This is a genomic window from Sorangium sp. So ce367 (assembly GCF_051520455.1).
Classification (GTDB): Bacteria; Myxococcota_A; Polyangia; order Polyangiales; family Polyangiaceae; genus Sorangium; species Sorangium cellulosum_B.
The window spans coordinates 1,139,583-1,155,478 of sequence record NZ_CP150334.1; the positions used below are offsets into that span (position 1 = coordinate 1,139,583).

Annotated in this window: 8 protein-coding genes; 5 read left to right on the plus strand and 3 right to left on the minus strand. The window is 73.1% G+C overall.

The features are described from left to right. The first annotated feature begins 3 nt into the window (after positions 1 to 3). Positions 4 to 7,890: a beta-ketoacyl synthase N-terminal-like domain-containing protein gene (locus tag WME97_RS04290; RefSeq protein WP_437549688.1), complete on the plus strand. Its 7,887-nt coding sequence runs from the start codon at positions 4 to 6 to the stop codon at positions 7,888 to 7,890. Positions 7,891 to 7,903: 13 nt separating this feature from the next. On the opposite strand, the gene WME97_RS04295 is transcribed toward WME97_RS04290, so the two are convergent. Continuing rightward, positions 7,904 to 8,179 (minus strand): hypothetical protein, encoded by a 276-nt coding sequence (locus WME97_RS04295; protein ID WP_437549689.1) that lies wholly within the window; start codon positions 8,177 to 8,179, stop codon positions 7,904 to 7,906. Between the two features lie 340 nt (positions 8,180 to 8,519). Between WME97_RS04295 and WME97_RS04300 the strand changes: the two genes are divergently transcribed. Then, complete coding sequence (locus tag WME97_RS04300) at positions 8,520 to 9,044, plus strand: GxxExxY protein (protein ID WP_437549690.1); 525 nt, start codon at positions 8,520 to 8,522, stop codon at positions 9,042 to 9,044. Positions 9,045 to 9,364: 320 nt separating this feature from the next. Here the strand turns inward: WME97_RS04300 and WME97_RS04305 are convergent, their stop codons facing one another. Together WME97_RS04305 and WME97_RS04310 are read right to left on the minus strand one after the other, a co-directional pair. Next, entirely contained in the window at positions 9,365 to 10,399 is a 1,035-nt protein-coding gene (locus tag WME97_RS04305) for a PEGA domain-containing protein (protein WP_437549691.1), read from the minus strand. Positions 10,400 to 10,425: 26 nt separating this feature from the next. Next, positions 10,426 to 11,373, minus strand: a complete 948-nt coding sequence (locus tag WME97_RS04310; RefSeq protein WP_437549692.1) for a hypothetical protein — start codon at positions 11,371 to 11,373, stop codon at positions 10,426 to 10,428. Between the two features lie 166 nt (positions 11,374 to 11,539). Here WME97_RS04310 and WME97_RS04315 point away from each other — a divergent pair, with 166 nt between their 5' ends. From WME97_RS04315 to WME97_RS04325, 3 genes are all read left to right on the plus strand, one after another. Further along, a complete protein-coding gene (locus WME97_RS04315; RefSeq protein WP_437549693.1) occupies positions 11,540 to 13,006 on the plus strand; it encodes a formylglycine-generating enzyme family protein in 1,467 nt (488 codons plus the stop codon). Further along, a complete protein-coding gene (locus tag WME97_RS04320; protein ID WP_437549694.1) occupies positions 13,003 to 14,397 on the plus strand; it encodes a formylglycine-generating enzyme family protein in 1,395 nt (464 codons plus the stop codon). Before WME97_RS04315 ends, WME97_RS04320 begins: the two co-directional genes overlap by 4 nt. A gap of 78 nt (positions 14,398 to 14,475) precedes the next feature. Beyond that, a complete protein-coding gene (locus tag WME97_RS04325; protein ID WP_437549695.1) occupies positions 14,476 to 15,870 on the plus strand; it encodes a serine/threonine-protein kinase in 1,395 nt (464 codons plus the stop codon). Positions 15,871 to 15,896: the final 26 nt, after the last annotated feature.

Sequence of the window (15,896 nt, forward strand, 5' to 3'; positions counted from 1 at the left end):
AGCGTGTTCGAGCCCATCGCGATCGTCGGCCGCGGGTGCGTCCTCCCGGGCGCGCTCCACCCCGCGGCCCTCTGGGACAACGTGCTCGCCGGCCGGGACCTCCTGTCCGCCGCGCCCGACGGCCGCTGGCGCCTCTCGCGCGAGCGGGCGCTCGCGGGGCCTTCCGCGCGCGACGCGCGCGACGTGCGCGACGCGAAGGACCGCGCGTGGAGCGATCGCGGCGGCTACGTCACCGGGTTCGACGAGCACTTCCGCCGCGTGCTCGCCAGCGACCCGTTCCCGCGGCGAGGCGGGCCGCCCGAGTCCCTGCTCGCGCTCGACCCGCTCTTCCAGTGGGTGCTCCACGCGGGCCGCGAGGCGCTGCGCGAGGCGGGGCACGAGGGCCGGTCCGACCGCGCGGGCGCGGTGCTCGGGAACCTCTCGTTCCCGTCGTCGGCGATGTCGGCGTGGGTCGAGTCGACGTGGCTCGGCGATCTCGCCGGCGTCCCGCGGCCCGATCCGCGCAACCGGTTCATGTCGGGGCTGCCCGCCCACCTGCTGGCCGACGTGCTCGGCCTCGGGGCCGGGGCGTTCGCGCTCGACGCCGCGTGCGCGTCGTCGCTGTACGCGATCGCGCTCGCCTGCGAGCGGCTGCAGGACCGCGAGGTCGACCGGATGCTCGCAGGCGCGGTGTGCCGCTCGGACGACCTCTTCATGCACATCGGGTTCTGCGCGCTGTCGGCCATGAGCCGCACCGGGCAGAGCCGCCCGTTCTCGTCGGAGGCCGACGGCCTGGTCCCGGCGGAGGGCGCGGCGTTCGTGGTCCTGGAGCGCCTGTCCGACGCGGAGGCCGCGGGCAGGCCGATCCTCGGCGTGATCCGCGGGATCGGCCTGTCGAACGACGGCCGCGGCCGCGGCCTCCTGGCGCCCTCCGTCGAGGGCCAGCTGCGCGCGATGCGGGCCGCGTACGCGATGGCGGGCCTCGATCCCCGCGAGGTGTCGCTGCTCGAGTGTCACGCGACGGGCACGCCCCTCGGCGACGCGACCGAGATCGCGACCCTCAAGGAGGTGTTCGGCTCCCGCGACGTCCCGCTCGGCTCGCTCAAGTCGAACCTCGGTCACCTCGTCACGACGGCCGGCGCGGCCGGGCTCCTCAAGTTGCTCGGCGCCATGGCGGCCGGCGTCCGCCCGCCGACGCTGCACGCCGATCCGCTGAGCGAGGCGGTGGCCTCGAGCCCCTTCCGGGTGCTGCAGCGCGCCGAGCCGTGGGAGGGGCGGCGGCTCGCGGGCCTGTCGGCGTTCGGGTTCGGCGGGAACAACGCCCACCTCCTCGTGGAGGCGTACGAGCCGTCCTCGCCGAGGGGCCGCGCGGCCCACGCCGCGCCGCAGGCCGCCGCGGCGGCCTCGCGCCCTGTCGATGCCGGGCGCCCCGCGCCGGCGGGCCCCCTGGCCGTGGTGGCCATGGGCCTGTGCGTCGGTGAGCTCAGCGGCGTCCGGGCCTTCGCGGAGCCGCTCCTCTCGGGCCGCGGCGCGGATCCCCGCCGGGCGGCGGTCGCGCTGCCCGCGGATCGGCTCCGGTTCCCGCCGCGCGATCTGCAGCAGGCGCTCGCCCAGCAGACGCTGCTGCTCGAGGCGGCGATCGAGGCCACCGAGGGCCTCGCGCTGCCGCGCGATCGCACCGCCGTGCTGATCGGCATGGGCGCCGACACCGAGGTGTGCCGGTACATGACGCGATGGCGGCTCGCCGAGACGGCGCCGGCGCGGCTCGGTCCGTCGGTCGACGTCGGCGCGCTCCAGGACGCGATCATCCCTGCGCTGCAGGCGGCGGGCGTCGTCGGGAACATGCCCAACATCCCGGCGAACCGGCTGAACAGCCAGCTCGACGTCGGTGGACCGTCGTTCACGATCGCGGCCGAGGAGCTGTCCGGCCCCTGGGCGCTGCGCGTCGCGTCCCGCGCCCTGCGCGCCGGCGCGGTGGACGCGGCGATCGTCGGCGCGGTGGATCTCTCGTGCGAGGCCGCCCACGCGGCCGCGCTCGAGGCGCTCGGCGTCCGCCTGCCCCCCGGCGACGCCGCCGTGGTGCTCGTGCTCGAGCGCCTCGACGACGCCGTCCGGCAGCGGCACCCGGTCCTGGCCGTGGTCGTGGACGAGCCGGCCGACCCTGGCCTCGTGCTGTCGTCCACGGATCTCGCGCCGCGGTTCGGCCACGCGCACGCGGCCTCGGGCCTGCTGCACGTGGCCGCCGCGGTGCTCGCCTGCCGTCACGGCCGCAAGCCCGACGGGGCGCCGTGGTCCGACGAGATCCGGGTCGCCGAGGTCCGCTGCGCCGGCCTCGGCGGCGGCTCGCTGTCGGTCCGCATCGGGGCCGGCGGCCCCGCCGCGCCGCTCCCGCCGCCGCGATCGGCGGAGGGGCCGACGCTGACGTTCCCCGCCCACCCGCCGGCGATCGTCGTGCCCGGCGCGGCCTCCTGTTCATCCCCCGGAGACTCCATGGAACCTGCGCCGCCTCTGCCGTCCGCTCTCGACGACCTGCCGCCGCTGTACCCCGGGCCCACGGGGTTCTCTGCCGCCGACGCGGATCGCGCGCCGTCCTGGGACGAGCCGCCGCCGGTCGGGCCGGCGGTCGTCACGGCCGTCGCCGCGAGCCTCGCAGAGGAGCCGCCGGTCGGACCGGCCGTCGTCGCGGCCGCTGCCGTGGACATCCCGGGCGACGTGATCGCCGGCGCCGCGGCGTTCACCGTGCAGCTTGCGCAGATCCACAAGGAGTGGGCGGAGCAGCAGGCCCAGGTCCACCGCCGGTTCCTTCAGATGCGGCAGCGCGCGCTGGACTCGCTCGTGCAGGCGTCGTCGGGCGGGGTCGCGGTGGTGGTCGAGACCCCCTTGGCGCAGGTGCCTCACGCCGCGCCGGTCCGTATCGAGGCGCCGCGCTCCGCCGCTGCGCCGCAGCTCGCCCGCGCCGAGTTGCCGCAGCTCGCCCGCGCTGAGGCGCCGCGTCCGTTCGAGCCGCCGCGCGTCGTTGAACCGCCGCCCGTCGTCGAGCCGCCGCGCCCCTCCGCCGCGCCGTCGGGTGGTGGTCAACTTCACCCGAGAAAGATCACAGGGAGACGGGGAGACGGGGAGATTTACTCCGATTTTTCTCCCCGCCTCCCCGCCTCCCTGTTCAAATTTGACCAGTACCCGCCTGCGCCGCGTCCCTCCGCCCAGCCGGCGCTCTCCGCGGCGCCTTCCGCCGCGCCCCGCGGCCCCCGGTTCAGCCGCGAGCAGCTCGAGCACCTCGCCTCGGGCCGGATCTCCGACGTGTTCGGCCCGCTCTTCGCACGGCAGGACGCCTATCGCCGCCAGGTGCGCATGCCCATGCCGCCGCTCCTGCTCGCCGATCGGGTCACCGGGATCGACGCCGAGCCCGGCTCGATGAAGCTCGGCACGATGTGGACCGAGACCGACGTGCGGTGGGATTCCTGGTACCTGCACGACGGCGCGATGCCGGCCGGCGTCATGATCGAGAGCGGCCAGGCGGACCTGCTGCTCATCAGCTGGCTCGGCGCGGACTTCGAGAACAAGGGCGAGCGCGTCTATCGCCTGCTCGGCTGCGAGCTCACCTTCTACGGCGGCCTGCCGCGCCCGGGCGACACGCTCGTCTACGACATCCACGTCGACGGGCACGCGAAGCACGGCGACGTCCGCCTGTTCTTCTTCCACTACGACTGCCGGATCGGCGGCGAGCTGCGCCTGAAGACGCGCAAGGGCCAGGCAGGCTTCTTCACCGACGAGGAGCTCGCGAGCTCCGGCGGCGTCCTCTGGGACGCGGAAACCGCCGAGCACGCGACGACCGCCCGCCTCGATCCGCCCCGGATCGCGTGCCGGAAGTCCGCGTTCGACCGGGCCGACCTCCTCGCGTTCGCGGCCGGCGACGGCGCGGCGGCGTTCGGCCCCGGCTTCGATCGTCTGAGCACCCACGTCAGGACGCCGCGGATCAGCGCCCCGCCCATGCTGTTCTTCGATCGCGTCGACCTGTTCGACCCCGCGGGCGGTCCGTGGAAGCGCGGCTATCTCCGGGCCACGCTGCCGATCACGAAGGACGGCTGGTACTTCGAGGGCCACTTCAAGGACGACCCCTGCATGCCGGGGACGCTCATGTTCGAGGGCTGCCTGCAGGCGCTCGCGTTCTACATGGCGGCCATGGGCTTCACAGCGGACGCGGACGGCTTCCGCTTCGAGCCCGTGCCGGAGATCCCGTACCTGCTCCGCTGCCGCGGCCAGGTGGTCCCGACGAGCCGCGTGCTCACGTACGAGGTGTTCGTCGAGGAGGTCCACGACGGCCCGTGCCCGACGGTGTTCGCCGACTTCCTGTGCACGGTCGACGGCCTCAAGGCGTTCCACGCCCGCCGCGTGGGCCTGCGCCTCAGCCCCGACTGGCCGATGACGAGCGCCCCCGAGCTGCTCGACGGCCACGTCGAGCCGGTGCCGGTCGCGCGCGTCCCCTGGTCCGAGACGGGCGCGCCGCCCCCGGACGGCGCCGTCTCGGCGGGACACGCGGACGCCGGCGGCTTCCCGTTCGATTACCGGAGCCTGCTCTCGTGCGCCTGGGGCAGGCCGTCGGACGCGTTCGGCCCGCTCTACCGCAGGTTCGACGGGGGCCAGCACGTCGCCCGGCTCCCGGGCCCGCCGTACCACTTCATGAGCCGGGTCCTGTCGGTCTCTCGCCCCATGGCGTCGATGAAGGCCGGCGCCGAGGTCGAGGTCGAGTACGACGTCCCGGAGGACGCGTGGTACTTCGACGAGAACGCGAGCCTCACGATGCCGTTCGCGGTGGTGCTCGAGGCCGCCCTCCAGACGTGCGGCTGGCTCGCGAGCTACGCCGGCTGCGCGCTCTCGACCGACGGTGCGCTGTACTTCCGCAACCTCGACGGCAAGGGCACGCTGCACGCCGAGGTCCTGCCGGCGCCGGCGCCGGCAGTGAGCGCGCTGCGCACCAAATCGCGGCTCACGAACATGTCCCGTTCGGGCGGCATGATCATCCTCTCGTTCCGGGTCGAGTGCAGCCTCGGCGGCGCGCGGGTGTACGACCTCGACACGGTGTTCGGCTTCTTCCCGAAGGCCGCGCTCGCGACGCAGATCGGGATCCCGCCGAGGCCCGAGGAGGTCGCCGCGCTCGATGAGCCGTCCGATTTCGAGGTCGATCTCCGCGAGCGCCCCGCGCGGTACTGCGGGGGCAAGCTCGGGCTCGCGCGGCCGTCGCTGCTGATGATCGACCGGATCGACGGCCTGTGGCAGGCCGGCGGCCGGAAGGGGCTCGGCCGGCTCCGCGCGCGGCGGGACGTGCACGCGTCGGAGTGGTTCTTCAAGGCCCATTTCCTCGGCGATCCCGTGCAGCCAGGCTCGCTCGGCATCGAGGCGATGCTGCAGACGATCCAGTTCTGGATGCTGCACCAGGACCTCCACGCGGGCCTCCGCGACCCGCGGTTCGAGCCCGTGATGACCGGGCACGAGCACTCCTGGCGGTACCGGGGCCAGGTGCTGCCGGCCAGCCGGCGGGTGACTGTCGACACCGACATTCTCGAGGTCGGCCGCGACGATCGCGGGCCCTACGTCATCGCCGAGTCCTACCTCTGGGTGGACGGCCTGCGCATCTACGGCGCGACGCTCGGCGTGCGGATCGTCGACGGCGCCTCGCCCCGGGCGCGGCGCGACGTCGGCTTCGACCCGCGCGCGAGCGCGCGCACCCTCGCCTCGCTCCCGGGCGCCGTGGGCGGGAGCCCGCGCCTGCGCCCGCAGGAGCAGCCCGCGGCGAAGGCCGCGCCGGCGCTCGACGACATCGAGGAGGTGCTGGACCCGGATGGGTGGGTCGCGGACCACCGCCCCACGTGGACGGTCCCGGCGCTCCCCGGGATGAGCATGGTCGACCGGCTGGCCGGCGCCGCGTTGCGGGCGCGCCCGGGGAGCGTGGTCGTGGCCGTGGAGGACGTGGTGGTGCAGCGCTGGCTGCCCGTGCCGGGGCCGGTGCGCGTCAAGGCCGAGGCGATCGGATCGGGCGACGTCCTCGACGTCCGGCTGTTCGCGTGGCGCGAGGCATCGAACCCGGCGCTCTCGCGGTTCGAGCCCGTGTGCACCGGCCGCGTGCGGGTGGCTCGTGACTACCCGCCCGCCCCGGCGCCGGAGCCGGCGCTCGACGCGCCGGAGGCGGACGATCCGTACGCCGCGGGGACGCTGTTTCACGGCCCTGCGTTCCAGTACCTGACCGCGCTCCGCCTCGGCGCGCGCGGGTCATCGGCGGTGCTGGACCCTGCGAGGGGCTCGGTGCCTCCCGGCACGCTGCACCAGGGCATGCTCGACGCGCTGACCCACACCATCCCGCACGACCGGCTGTCGCTGTGGGATCCGGGGTGCCCGCCCGCCCAGATCGCGTTCCCGTCGCGCATCCCGTCGCTCCGCCTGTACGGGCCGGCGCCCGAGTCGCCGGTGCGCGTGGAGGTGCGTTACGAGGGCCGTGACGATCGCTTCGTCTCGTTCCGGGTGCAGGCCATCGCAGAGGCAGGGGCCGCGGCGGGAGAGCGCGTCTGGCTGGAGCTCCGGCTGGTCGAGGTGCTGCTCCCGCAGGGGCCGATCGGCGGCGCGCCTCCCGGGATCCGCCGGGCGTTCCTGCGTGATCGCGCGCCGGTCGACCTCGCTGTCTCGCGCGTCGATGCGGCGTCGGGCGAGGCGCGCTGCAGCCCCGCCGACGTGCGCACGATGGACTGGATGCCCGGCACCGTCGCGCAGCTCTACGCCGCGTCGGGCGACCTCGTCGAGGCGGCGGCGGTGAAGGATCACGTCGCGCGGCGCGCTGGCGTGCATCCGTCGACCGTGTCCCTCGCCGGCGTCTCCTCGGCGCAGCCGCTCACGCGCTGGCCGTTCACCGTGGCGCGCGAGGGCTCCGAGGTCGTTGTCCGCGACGCGGGCCCGCCCGTGATCGACATCGCGCCTGTCCGCCGCTACTGGGGCGCGGCCATGGGCATCGGCCGGTGGCCGGCGGAGGACCTGTATTTCGGCCTCATCGAGCGGTTCATCCGGCGGGTGCACGTCGTCGATCCCGAGGCGTTCCGCGCCGTGAAGGGCCGGAGCCTGCTCTACCTCGGCAACCACCAGGTCGGCGTGGAGTCGCTGCTGTTCGGCATCGCCGTGTCCGGCCTGACGGAGGTCTCGACGGTCACGCTGGCCAAGGCCGAGCACCGGACGACGTGGCTCGGCACGATGCTCGCGCATTGCTTCGCGTACCCAGGCGCGCGTGATCCGAAGGTGATCACGTACTTCGATCGCGAGGACAAGGCGTCGCTCGGGACCATCATCGCGGAGCTCGGGGCCGAGATGCAGGGGGCCGGCAAGGGCGTGATGGTGCACGTCGAGGGCACGCGATCGCTCGAGTGCCGCACGCCGGTGCGCAAGATGAGCGGCTCGTTCATCGACATGGCGCTCGCGGTGGGCGTCCCGGTGGTGCCGGTGCGCTTCTCCGGCGCGCTGCCGCCGGAGCCGCTCGAGCGGCGGCTCGAGTTCCCGCTCGGCATGGGCGTGCAGGACATCTGGATCGGCCGCCCGCTGCTGCCCGAGGAGCTCGCGGGGCTGACCTACAAGGATCGCAAGGACCTCGTGATCAGCGGCATCAACGGGCTCGGCCCGAGCAACGCGGAGGAGCAGCCGTTCCCCGGTGATCCTGCGTTCGCGGCGTCGGTGGACGCCTGGGTGGAGGAGGCGGGCGTCGCGCACGAGGACGCGACGGTCTTCCGGGTGCTGCAGGCGTGCGCCGACCCGACGCCGGAGACGGCGGCGATCCTGGAGGCCGCGCGCACGGGGCGGCTCGTCGCGCCCGACGCGCGGCGGGCGGACTGGCTGCGGAAGCTCGCCGCGCGGCTCCTCGGGAGGCGGCTCGGGGGGTGAGCGGGGGTGGAGCTCAGTGCGGCCATCCCTGCGAGCGCGCGACAGCGCGGACTGCTTCGGTGAGCTCGGCTTCGAAGTGCTGGAAAGCCGGCAGTGCTCGCAGCGCCTCGAGGCTGACCTCTTCGCCGAACAAGCGGTAGAGGCGCTCGGGCTTTCGTCTCATCCCTCCTTCTTTCAAGAGCCGCCCCAGCGCCAGCTTGGGATAGGTCTCGCGTTCTGGCTCGGCGGGGAGCGCTGACTGCGCGCCGCTACCGAGCCAGGGCCGGAAGACCTCGGCATCGACCAGCATCCGCGCCTCGGTCTCGACATCGCAGGCGCCGGGAAATAGAGCGACAAGGCGAGCGAGGACAGCAGTCGATCGTCTTGCCGGTGTGCCGCCGCGCGAAGCGCGGTCGGCAGCAGCAGCTTGTTGGGAGGGAGACAGAGAAAGAGAGATTACACAGGGAGACGGGGAGGCGGGGAGGAGAGAGATATATATAGAACAAGGTGGAGAGGCGAGAGGTGGGCCATCCTTCGAGGCTGCTTGCTTGGGGGTTGACTGTTTTCAGGTCGCTCGCTTGCGGGGCGGTTCCCGCTGACGTCAATTCGCGCAACCAGATCTGGTTTTGCGTCGATATATAGGCATGAGCATGGATTCGGCACGGGGTGACAGGGAAACGAGAAGATTGTGGGATCTGTCCGAGCGAGTCATCGGAGCGTGCATCGAGGTGCACCGCCACCTCGGTCCCGGGCTACTGGAGTCTGCCTACGAAGAATGCTTGTGTCGTGAACTGTCGCTCATGGACTTAGGCTTCGCGAGGCAAAGGCCACTTCCAGTAACCTACAAGGGGGCCACGCTCGAGTGTGGTTATCGACTCGACGTTGTCGTCGAGGAGAAGCTCATCCTGGAGCTCAAGGCCGTCGAGCACCTGCTGCCCGTCTATGAAGCTCAGGTGCTCACATACCTGAAGCTGACGCACCTGGACGTCGGGTTGCTCGTCAACTTCAACACGCCGGTGCTTCGCCGCGGGATCCGACGCCTGGTACGCCGCGATGCCGAGGCTGTCAGGTTCTCCCGATGTCGCACCGAAGACGGCCACCCCAGCACCACCGGCCGCCCCGCATCGATGCCGCCCGAAGCAGTCGGCGCCGAGCCTGATGGCTTGAACGACTGATCCCCATCTCTCGCCTCCCCGCCTCCCCGCCTCCCTGTGAATCTTTCCTTCTTCCCCTCCGCCCAACGAGGGGCGGCAAGAGAAAGTTGTAGTCACTCGGACCTTCCGCATAGCGTCCTGCGAGTAGGTAGAGCCGCCTTCCGGTCATTCGGCGGCCTCGCTGGCCGTGGTCTCGAGAACCGCGTCGACCTCGCGCAGCGACACGGTGCGGACACCGTTGCCGGGCCTTTCTAGCTGCCCCACCGTACACGCGCCGCTCGGTTGCCTCGCGCGCAGCACGGCGGCCCTGGCATCTGGGCGCCTCGCGCGCCCGACGCCCCTCACCACCTGATCGCCGCCGGCTCCGCGACCCAGTTCAGGCTCCCCCCGTTGTAGTCCGGCTCAGGCCGCGTCAGCGCGTACGTCAGCACCACGCCCCCCGTCACCACCGCGGCCGCGCCCGTCCAGAACCACCACCGCGTCCACAGCGACGGCCGCACCGGGATCAGCTTGGCCGTCAGATCCGCCCGCTGCCCCGCGTGCAGATCGAGCGTCGCCGCGTACGTCTCGAACCCGTCCCGCAGCACCTCGATCCTGTACTTCCCCGGCGGCCGCTCGAGGTCGATGGGCGCGAGCCCGGCCTCGCGGCCGTCCACACGCACGAGCGCCTGCGCCGGCTCTGCGCGCACGGCCACGCGCGCGGGGAGGATGTCCAGGTGCAGATCGAGCGTGGCCTTCTCCCCCGGCCGGTAGGTCTTCTGGACGAAGGCATCCTGGCGCCCTGGCCGCGCCGCGCGGAAGAGGTGGATTCCGGGATCGAGCTCCACGGTGAAGCTCTTCTCCACCGGCGCCGCCGCGCGCTCGGCGGACCCGGGGAGCGTCACGAAGACCCGGGTCCCGTCGTCGGTGGCCAGCCGGAGCGCGCGCCCGTCGACGGTCAGCGGGGTGCCCGGGGGATCCAGCGTGACCGCCACCCGGACCACGAGCTGATCCAGCTCGGCGACGAACGCCCTCGCGTCGTCGATCTGCGCGGCCGCCAGGCCCTCGGTGCCCGCGAGAACGCGGCGGAAGGTGCGGCGCGCGGCGACGTAGCGGCCCAGGGCGCGCTCGCAGAAGCCGATGTTGTACTGGACGATGGGCGCGTCCCGCGCCGCCGCCGCCTCCTCGAAGGCGGCGAGCGCCTCGCCCCACTGCGCGTCCTTCGATCGCTGCACGCCCAGCAGGAACGCCGCCCTGCCGCGCGCGGTGCGCTCATCGACAGCCGCCGCCTCTGCCGGCGCCGCCGCAGGGGCCGGCGCCTCGGCGCGCGCGCGCCCGGCCGTCGAGAGATCGACCGCCGCCACGACCAGGCCACCCAGGATCCATCGTGTCCGCATCGTACCCCTCGTCCCTGACCGCCCCGTCAGTCCGTCCCGCCGCATGCGATCTCGCAGTGGGCGAGCGCGCAATCGAGCCCGGCCTCGTGGGTCGCCACCGCGTCCGGGAACATCGCGTCACACTCCATGAGACAGGCCTGGTCCGCGACGTCGCACGGGACCTTGCAGTTGTCCAGCAACGCACACTCGATCTCGTGCTGGCAAGCCGCCATCTCATCGGCGCAGTGCAGGTTCTGGCACTTGACGCAGGGGTCCAGCGGCTCGTTGCCGCAAGCGTCGTCGTCGAAGCAGAAGTACTGCATACACGCCATCCGGTGGCTGTAGGCGACGTAGCCGGCGGCGTGCGCCTGGTAACACGCGCTCTCGCAGGGCGAGAAGGCCGCATCATCCGGGTCCTCGGCGCACGCCTTGACGCACGTGACCAGGTCCTGGCAATCCTGGTCGTCGCTGCAAGCCTGGTAGGTCTCGCAGCAGCGCTCGTCCTCGCACTTGTAGCAGGTGTTCGGATCCGTCGACGGCGAGCACGTCTGGTTGAAATCCGGGTCTGTCGGGGCGGGGATCTGGCCGCAACCGGCGCACTCCGCGCCGGGGCCGGCGAGGCGGCAATCGATGAAGGCCTGCTTCGCGCTCTGGCCAAGAGATCCGGTGACGGGCGGGCACGCCTGCTCGCACGCGATGTCCGCGTCCCCACCTGGGCCCAGCGGACAAGCGTCGAGACAATCGAGGTAGGCGGCGCAGCCCGGGTCGGCCGCGCACGCGTTCACCTGGGACAAGCACGCTGCCTGCTCCACGCACGTACCGCACGCGCTCGCGCCGTACGTGGCATCACCGCCGCCACCGCCGTCGCCGCCCGATCCCGTGCTCGCCGCCGCTCCCGGATCCTCGGATGGGGAATCGCCGTCGCATGCGGGGGAGAGCGCCGCCGCGATGGCTACGGAGAGCGCGGCGAGCACTGGCCGGGTGACCCACGACATACAACCTCCTCGCGAGCGGCAGAGCGATGTTCGGGTGAATCGCGTGAATCGCGTGAATCCCGTGAAGAAGCGAAAGAACCCTCTTGGCCTCGCCCCTCCTCGATGATAGCGAGGAGACTACCCCTGGGTCCTGTCGGGCGGCAACGAGAAAGGCGAAAGGCGGCAGGTGGTCGAACCGACACGCGCGCTCTCGATCCTCGTCGTGCTCGCTGCGGCGGGGCTCTCCGGCGCCTGCGGCGAGCGAGAGCGACCGCAGCTCCTCGTCGTCGTGGACACCGACGCGCCGGTCGCCGCGCAGCTCCTAGCAGACCCCTCCATCTCGCCGGAGGCGGTCATCGATACGGTGCGCATCGATGGGTTCGACGGCGCGTGGCGCCCCGGCTGTATCGATGACGTCGACTGCACGGCGAACTTCGTCCTGCCGGACCCTTCGTCCTGGCCGTTCTCCTTCGGGGTGGCCGCGCCGGAGGAGGGGAGCGCCGTGCTCCGCCTGCGCATCCGGGCGTTCCGCGGCGCCGTCGCGACGCGGGGTGAGGACTCCATCGAGGGGAGGGGGTTCTCGACCATCGATCCTCCGCCAGAGGCCGCCATCGACCGGCTGATCGAGGTCGCGCTCCCGACGTCTGGCGTGGAGACGGTGCAACTCACGCTCTCGGCCGACTGCCTGGGCGTGCCCGCGTCGCTGCGCAAGCCGCCCCACACATGCATCGATGCCTCCAGGCGGACGGCGGCCCCATCGGAGGGGGCCCTCGTCGGATCAGGGGCAGAGATGGGCGCGACGCGCGCCGGCACGTGGTCGCGCGCGCGGGAGGTCCCCTGCGGCGCCGCGCCCGAGGGCGCCGATGCCGTCTGCATCCCCGGCGGCTTCAGCGTCATCGGCCAGGCCGAGCTCGCCGGCGTCGACGAGCAGAGCTATGTCTCGGTCGTGCCGCCGCGGCCGGTGCATGTGGGCCCGTTCTTCATGGACAGGACGGAGTTCACGGTCGGCCGTCTCCGTGCGCTGCTGAACGAGGGGCTCCTTCACGCCGAGGGGGATGACCTCGCCGGGCCTGATCCGAGCAGGGTGGGGCTCGCAGACTGCCGCTGGCTTGGCGCCGCCGACGGAGCGAACGATGGATATCCGCTCAACTGCATCTCGTGGCGCCTTGCCCGGGAGGCGTGCAGAGCGAGCGGCGGTGATCTGCCGACGGAGGCGCAGTGGGAGCACGCCGCGCGGGGTCGAGGGCAGGGGCGGATCTATCCCTGGGGTGACGCGTCTCCCGCGTGCTGCACGGCGAGCGCCGGGCGGGGGACGCTGTGCCCTGGCGATCCGGGGCCGGAGGAGGTCGGCTCGCATCGGCCCTCGGCGACGTGCGGTGGCCTCGGCGACAGCTCCAGGGATGGCGTCCTGGATCTCGGCGGGAGCCTGAGCGAGCTGTGCGCCGACAAGCTGGTTCCGTACGGAGAGGGCTGCTGGAGCGCGCCCGGGATCTTCGTCGAGCCCCGCTGCGACGATGCCGGCATCAACGCGCACGCCTCCCGCGGTGGAGACTGGGCCAGCGGCCCCGCGAACACGAGGCCCGCGTTCCGGAGAGGGGATGTCCTGGACTCGCTGCACGGCTTCCGGTGCGTCTACGCGGGAGGTGCGCCGTGACGGCTCGTGGCCTGTCGACGGCGCTCGCGGCCGCCGGGTTTCTGCTGTCGGCGCTCTCGGCGTGCGAGCCCGAGCCTCGCCAGTGGCTCGTCAGCGTCTCCACGGACGCCCCGGCGCCCCGGTTCGGCGATCACCTGCTGCTCGAGGTGATGGGCGAGGGCGCGACCTGCACCGGGTGCATGCGGCTCATCGGGGTGGATGGGCCGGACAGCCTGCCTGTCAGCTTCGGCGTGGTCCCGCGGGAGGAAGGCGCCGCCGTGCGGGTCCGCGCGCGGCTCTACCGGGCCGAGCAGGCGGGCCCCGACGGCCTTCCCCGCGGTCCGGCCTTGATCGACGCCGTGGCCAGGCTCCCACCGCTCGATGGCGAGACCCACGTGGCCCTCGATCTGTCCATGCGTTGCTTCGGCGTCCCGAGCCTCCCCGAGCAGCGCGCGACCTGCGACCCGGAGGCGGGCGCGCTCGCGCCGGAGCCGGTGCTCCCGCTGCTCTCCGAGGTCGACGCCCGGCCCGAGCCCGGCTCCTGGCCGAGCGCGGCCCCGGTACCCTGCCAGGGGCCGGCGCCGGCGGGGATGGTGTGTGTGCCGGGAGGGGTGTTCCTTCTCGGGACGCCGCGACCCGGATACACCATCGATCTCGACGAGCTGAGCCAGCCCGAGCGCCTCGTGCAGCTCGGCGCGTTCGCCCTCGACGCGGACGAGGTGACCGTGGGCACGGTCCGGGAGCTCGTGGCGACAGGGCGGATCCGATCAGCGCCCGTGGCCAGGGACATCGACGCGCCGGGGTCGGATCTGGTCGCTTGCACGTACCTCGGCGCGTCCGACGGCGCGAACGACGCGCTGCCCGTCAACTGCGTCACCCGCGCGCTGGCGGAGGAGGCCTGTTCCGCGCTGGGGAAGCGGCTCCCCACAGAGGCGGAATGGGAGTACGCGGCCGGCAACCTCGATGACGAGACCGCCTATCCCTGGGGCAACGGCGGGGATCTCTGCGCGATGGCGCTCCTCGGCAGGGGCCGGGGCAGCGGGGAGGTCGACCAGGACGTGTTCGAGAACTCCGACTGTCGCCCGCTCGACGCGCCGGTGCCCTGGGGGCCTGTCGCCGGAGGCGCCCCGAGCGACGTGACCGCCCTTGGCGTCCGGAACCTCGCAGGGAGCATGTCCGAGTGGGTGGCCGACACCTTCGCTCCCTACGCCGCGCCTTGCTGGCAGTCGGGCGGGCCGCTCCTCGTCGATCCGGTGTGTCGCGAGCCGGCCCCCGGCGCGGCGCCGGGCTTCTCTTATCGCGGGAGCTCCTGGTCGGGTTACAAGCTGGGGGCCCGGGCCACCGCGCGCAGCCATGAGAGGGCGTCGGCGTTCAACCCGGCCACCGGCTTCCGCTGCGCGCAGCCGATGTGACCGCGCTGCCGCGGATCGGGGCCGGCCGGCGACCGCGAACCGCTGCGTCCGGCCGGGAACCACGGTACGCTGCCGCTCGTGTCGGACGATCTCCAGGGCTCCCTCCCGGCCGGCAAGATCATCGCCGGGCGCTTCCGGATCGAGCGCCTCATCGGCCGCGGCGGGATGGGCGAGGTGTACGCGGCCAGGAACGTCGGCACCGGGCGCGACGTCGCGCTCAAGATGATCCGCGGCGCCGCCGACGCCGCGCAGACCCGGCGCTTCCTCCGCGAGGCCAAGGCGGCGACCGCGATCCAGCACCCGAACGTGATCGAGGTGCTCGACGTCTTCGAGGAGGACCACACGCCCGTGATGGTCATGGAGCTGCTCCGCGGCGAGCCGCTCTCCGGGCTGCGCAAGCGCAGGGGCGCCCTGCAGCTCTACGAGGCGGCGCGCCTCCTCGTGCCGGTCGCCTCAGCGCTCCGCGCCGCGCACGAGAAGGGGATCGTTCACCGCGACCTCAAGCCGGACAACATCTTCCTCTCGGAGCCGCAGGCCGGCGGGTGCGTGCCCAAGGTGCTCGACTTCGGGATCGCCAAGGTGCTCGACCCGACCTCCATCAGCTCGGAGACGCAGGGAGGCAACACGAGCACCGGCTCGATCCTCGGGACGCCTCATTACATGTCGTTCGAGCAGGCGATGAGCGAGAAGGACATCGATCATCGCGCCGACATCTGGGCGATGGGCGTCATCCTGTTCGAGGCGCTCACCGGCCGGAGGCCGCTCGAGTTCGAGAACCTCGGCGAGATGTACACGGCGTTCCTGCAGCGCGAGGTGCCGTCGATCCGCTCGGCCGTGCCCGACCTGCCCGCGGACGTCGCCGGGGTGCTCGACCGCTGCCTGCAAAAGCGGCGTGAGGATCGGCTCGACGATCTGGGGCCGCTCGTCGAGGTCCTCGGCCGCTACACCGATCCCACGTCGGCGGGCGCGCTCGCGGGAGGCAAGGTCGTCGGCGCGCTCGCGCCGCTCGCCGCGTCCCCGAGCTCGGGCGCCGTCGCGGCGCCTCCGGCCCTCACGGCCCCCGGCGGGCGCGCGAGATCGCTGAAGAGGGCGTTCGCGTTCGCGGCGCTCCTCGCGGTGGCCTTCGTGGCGGCGCTCGCTGCGCTCCGCCCCCCGCCGCTGGGCGGGCCTGCCGCTCCGGTCCCCGTCTCGGCGGAAGCGGTGGTGGAGCCGCCGCCCGCGGCGGTCGCGGTGCCTCCAGCATCCACGCCGAGCTCGCCCGCCCCGCCCCCTCCCGCTCGGGACGCGCCTGCGGTCGCGGGCGTCGCGCCGTCCGCTGCTGCGTCGTCGTCCAGGCGACCCTCACCGAGCGCGCTCTCTGGCACGCTGAAGGCGCCGGCGACATCGACGACGCCGGCGGCATCGACGACCCCGCCGCCGCCGTCGGCGCCGACGACGCAAGCGCGGGGGATCGTCGATCAACTCCCGTACTGACGGCGAGCGCGCCCCGCGTTACCCTG

Excerpts from the sequence above, each read along its gene's own strand:
- WME97_RS04305 (WP_437549691.1), bottom strand. The coding sequence starts at position 10,399 with ATGCGGACACGATGGATCCTGGGTGGCCTGGTCGTGGCGGCGGTCGAT.
- WME97_RS04295 (WP_437549689.1), bottom strand. The coding sequence starts at position 8,179 with ATGCTGGTCGATGCCGAGGTCTTCCGGCCCTGGCTCGGTAGCGGCGCG.
- WME97_RS04300 (WP_437549690.1), top strand. The coding sequence starts at position 8,520 with ATGGATTCGGCACGGGGTGACAGGGAAACGAGAAGATTGTGGGATCTG.
- WME97_RS04310 (WP_437549692.1), bottom strand. The coding sequence starts at position 11,373 with ATGTCGTGGGTCACCCGGCCAGTGCTCGCCGCGCTCTCCGTAGCCATC.